3 protein-coding genes and 3 pseudogenes are annotated in these 4590 nt (G+C 35.9%); 1 reads left to right on the top strand and 5 read right to left on the bottom strand.

Going from position 1 to position 4590, the window contains the following annotated elements; all coding sequences use genetic code 11:
• Window positions 1-203: hypothetical protein (locus AB6C75_RS22765; RefSeq protein ID WP_372109384.1), on the bottom strand; the 203-nt coding region annotated here is incomplete at its 3' end.
• Between the two features lie 58 nt (window positions 204-261).
• Here AB6C75_RS22765 and AB6C75_RS22770 point away from each other — a divergent pair.
• A pseudogene (locus AB6C75_RS22770) lies at window positions 262-753 on the top strand (transposase); the annotation flags it as partial.
• 123 nt (window positions 754-876) lie between these two features.
• On the opposite strand, the gene AB6C75_RS22775 reads toward AB6C75_RS22770, so the two are convergent.
• The 4 genes and pseudogenes from AB6C75_RS22775 to AB6C75_RS22790 all read right to left on the bottom strand — a co-directional run.
• Complete coding sequence (locus AB6C75_RS22775) at window positions 877-1464, bottom strand: aminodeoxychorismate/anthranilate synthase component II (protein ID WP_372109386.1); 588 nt, start codon at window positions 1462-1464, stop codon at window positions 877-879.
• Window positions 1452-3302: an aminodeoxychorismate synthase component I gene (gene pabB, locus AB6C75_RS22780; protein WP_372109388.1), complete on the bottom strand. Its 1851-nt coding sequence runs from the start codon at window positions 3300-3302 to the stop codon at window positions 1452-1454. Before pabB ends, AB6C75_RS22775 begins: the two co-directional genes overlap by 13 nt.
• Before the next feature lie 90 nt (window positions 3303-3392).
• A pseudogene (locus tag AB6C75_RS22785) lies at window positions 3393-3919 on the bottom strand (transposase); the annotation flags it as partial.
• 22 nt (window positions 3920-3941) lie between these two features.
• Window positions 3942-4175 (bottom strand): annotated as a pseudogene (locus tag AB6C75_RS22790) (transposase); the annotation flags it as partial.
• Between the last annotated feature and the right edge of the window lie 415 nt (window positions 4176-4590).

Consider the following 4590-nt stretch of genomic DNA (forward strand, 5'->3'; position numbering starts at 1 on the left):
TCAATCGATACAGCCGCATCAAGCGAGAACGTCATCAGCATGTTGTAAGCGGTCTCTTGGCCATCCATGTATTCATGCGTAAACCACAAGCTCTGCTGCTGGTAAGATAATGGCAAACTGGTACAACACTCAGGTGCACACAAACCATTAACCTTTCTATCATTAATAACGTTATGCTTATAGTCCAAACTAAAATTACTCATTAATAAACCCTTACACTTTAGAGTTAAAACTTACAAATTAATTATTTATCTTGAATAAATGGCGGATTATAGTGGCGGTGGCCACACCGCTTATATTGGCAAACATCTTTGTTTGCTGACGAACACCATTTTCCATACTCGGCATCGTTATCAGCAAGGTGAATTGGATTATTCACTGTACTTGCGGCGAATGCACAGGCTACAAAAATCGTTCGATCATTGGTTGACCAAAGGGACAGATGTCATGGTCAAGCGGTATCGGGGGCGATGCAAGTTACTGCTCAAACACAGGGAAAGCTTGTGGGTTTTCCTCAAGAAAACATCAATCCCCTTAACCAATAATGAAGCTGAGCGATGTATTAGAGGTTTTGTCATTCAAAGGAAAATCAGCTTCGGAACGACCTCGGATGCAGGGGATAAATTCCGTAGCCGTATTCATACACTTATCGAAACCAGCAAAAAACGTGGACTATCAGCAATGTCAGTTCTGAGTGAAATCATCACTTCTGTTGTTGAGAAGAAACCGTACCCGAACGTTTTTAATCTCTAATACCGATCCTCTCAATCATGATAAGTCAAGCTGCCTTGGTGAACGGTTACCTTTGGCGAGAAGAGTGTACCACTTTCAGTAGTTGGCTTCTTCTTCTACACCTATCCATGAATGTCGCACTTATTATCTGAAATCGGGTCTATTAAGGAATTTTTTTAAAATTTCAAACCCAAACTCAGTCAAAATAGATTCAGGATGAAATTGAACACCTTCTATATCGTATTTCACATGCCTTATACCCATTACCTCAAATCCAAAATCATCACTTTCACACCATGCAGTTATCTCTAGCTCTTTAGGTAAAGATTCTTTTTCCACTATTAGTGAATGATATCTATTGGCGTTAAATGGGCATGGAACCCCCTCAAAAACACCTTTATTATTATGCTGAATTTCAGATACTTTACCGTGCATTACGCGTTTAGATAAAACCACTTTCCCACCAAACACTTCGGCTATAGCCTCATGACCTAAACATATTCCTAAAATCGGAACTTTACCTTTAAGCTGTGATATTAAACCAAGAGAAACACCAGATTGATTTGGAGTGCATGGCCCAGGAGATATAATAACTTTACTAGGAGAAAGCTCCATTATTTCTTGAATAGTCATTTCATCATTTTTAATTACAAACGGTGTTTCTCCCAAAATACTCAAATATTGAACAATATTATAAGTAAAAGAATCATAATTATCTATTAAGCAAAGCATTCTAGTTTTCCATGTTGTTTACATAAGCTTACTTTGACTAAACCTCTAACTGAGTTAGTCAGATAAATTTCGTCGGCATTAAATAAATCTTCGACACCAATTTTTTTTTCAATAACAACATTTTCAAACATAAATTTCTTTCTGAAAATGCCATCTAAAGCACCGGATGAGCAAGGTGGCGTGAATAACACTCCATCTTTTTTAATAAACACATTATGACAACATGCCTCGACAACCTCATCTTTTTCATTCAAAAAAATGGCATCATAAAAGCCATTTTCATTTGCGGCTTTGTATTCACTGTTATAAAGATGCCTCATTGATGTCTTATGCTGTTGAAAAATAGAAGAAGAGTTAATTCTTACATTACTGATATTTATTTTTTTATGTAAAAAAGAATCTCTTATAGGATTAAGGTGCATCTTTATACCTCCATCCTTATATAGGTTTACACTAATTTTATAGATACCATTTTCTAAGCTAGATACTAAACCCATAATGTTATTAATAGTAATATTATAATCATAATGAAAATTAAAAATAATAGCCGAATTTTTTAACCTATTTAAGTGGCATTCTAAATCAGAGAAAAAACCCTCATTAGCATCATACTTTAGTGTTTCTATTATGTAAAAATCATCATTTATATTTGTTAAAAACTTTGCCTTTAAAAGACATTCATCAAACTCTTTTTCAACTTCACTTTCAAATACGATACCACTCCCTATACCCATCTCACATTTTTTACCTTCTATTTTTATCGTCCTAATTGGCACGTTAAAACAATAATCATTATTAGGCATGATGAAACCTATTGCTCCAGTATAAACACCTCGAGCTTCTGATTCTAACTCGTCTATTATTTCCATTGCTCTGATTTTTGGAGCTCCAGTAATCGACCCGCATGGAAAAATCCCCTTCAATACATTTAAAAGTGAGATATCCTTATCAACCTCACCTTTAACCGTCGATATCATTTGATGAACAGTTTCATAGGATTGAATTTCAAATATATTATCAACCTTAACGCTTCCTGAATTGCATATTCTACCTAAGTCATTCCTTATCAAATCCACAATCATCACATTTTCAGATATTGTTTTAGGATCATTTTTTAGGAAGTTGATTATTATTTTATCCTCTTCAGTACTATTACCTCTTTTCGCTGTACCTTTCATGGGTTTAGATTTAATCTTCCCCCCTATTTTTTTGACAAATAGCTCAGGAGATATTGACAAAACTTTTTCACTATCAAAGTTTAGAAATGCACCATAATGAACAGTTTGCCTATCTCGTAAAACTTTATACAGAGAAAGAGGCGAGCCTTCTAGGTCAAACTTATATTTTAATGTGTAATTGACTTGATATGCATCTCCAGACTTTAAATAACCCATAATTTTATTTATTGACTTTTGATATTTTCCCTCAGTTTCATTAAGCTTAAGGTTATAAATTGCCAGATTTGAATTTTTATTCACTGGTGAATTTTCAAACACTTTTTTTAAATCACTCTTAGAAATATATTCAATACTTTTAAATGCATAAAAATTCAATAACAGCTCGGATGCTTTTGTTTTTTTAGGCTTGATTTTTTTGTCAATTAAAAAACATCCAGCCTCATATGAAATATAACCTCCCAGATAGAAACCTTTTTTCTTAAGTTTATCAATTTCTCTTATTGAATCAATAAGCTCAATCTCATTATAAGCAACAATATGCTTTACTGGTGAATGCAATATTATATTTTCAGATTGATTTTCATTCGATTTTTGATCATCATAAATTGCATAAACTGAATCTTCCTCTGCTATTATTTTAGTCAGTTCTTCATAGTTCATCTTTATTTAAAACCCTTTTTAACTTGTTAATCACGAAATCGTTGATCGATCCAATCTTAGGAGTATTTCAAGCCCTATGAGCATATATATCTACACAAATTGAGCAAAAAACGAACTAGCCAACTCTTTCATCCTGTTGATTTCCTCTGGCGTGTAAGTGTTCAATACCTCGCACATTTGTAAGAACACCCAGAGACCAGCAAGCAAGGCTGAATGTGTCACTGGCTTTGAACGCTTCGTTAAACACCCGCTTAATTTCACTAAAAAACCTTTAAATACATTCGCTTCTTCTGACTTGTCTGAGTAAAGCTTGAAAACGAGCGTGGTTGCAACATTGGCTACTATTAACCGTTTAAGTATCAATTCACCCGTTGTCTGTTGCCATTTCTCAAGCTGGTGACCATTCGTTTTCAACAGTTTGAACCAAGACTCAATATTCCAGCGATGGCAATACCACATCGCTATCTCTGTCGCACAACATCAAAAACATTTGATAATAAATACCACCTTGCCAACTCATTGCCTTTTTCATCGGTCACTAAGCTCATAACAAACCGACATTCAGGCGCTCGCGACGCCAACTTTTCCGACTTTCTCTGCAACTCAACCGTCGCGTCAATGAAGAGGTGAGCGACTGAGCCGATAGTTCACCTCTACTGTTCGTGCTCGCTTGCTTATGCTGGTGTAATTCGGTGAACGCAAATCTACATCCATCAGACTAAACAGCGAATCAATAAAGCGCTGTAGAGCACGGAGTGGCAAATTGAAAATCCCCTTCAGCATCAGGGCAGTCTCTATCGCGGAACTTATTGCTTCTACCTCTGCGTCCAGACGGAGTGTCACTGTACCAATTGGGATTGCGTCGTCATCCATCCAGAAAGTCAGCAAGCCTCTGTTTACGAGCGCTTGGTTGTATTCTTTCCAATTGGTGATTTTTCTCTTCGATTTACCCATCTAATTGTTCATCAACTCCGCAATCAATTTAGTTCTTAAAAAAACAGGTAATGAGTACTGTAGCATAGTAACAAGATTGTTATCAACATTACGATAAGCAACCATACTACTATCGAGGGTTACAGTTTCCCTATCTGCCAGGCGTTGTTGCCTAAATTAGTTGAACCTTTTCCAAGTCCTGCGATCTGATCATTTGAAACGATTGGAATGGCGGTGATATCGGTAAATCAAACAATAAGATAACTAACTGGGCGGAGTACAATAAGGCCCTTTGTAAACGTTAATGCCGATCGTTTAAGAAGACTTGAACGATCTTGCAGTTAGCAGATAATCC

This window comes from Vibrio sp. 10N.237.312.B06, from assembly GCF_041464685.1.
GTDB classification, from domain to species: Bacteria; Pseudomonadota; Gammaproteobacteria; order Enterobacterales; family Vibrionaceae; genus Vibrio; species Vibrio tasmaniensis_A.

Excerpts from the sequence above, each read along its gene's own strand:
- AB6C75_RS22775 (WP_372109386.1), bottom strand. The coding sequence starts at position 1,464 with ATGCTTTGCTTAATAGATAATTATGATTCTTTTACTTATAATATTGTT.
- pabB (WP_372109388.1), bottom strand. The coding sequence starts at position 3,302 with ATGAACTATGAAGAACTGACTAAAATAATAGCAGAGGAAGATTCAGTT.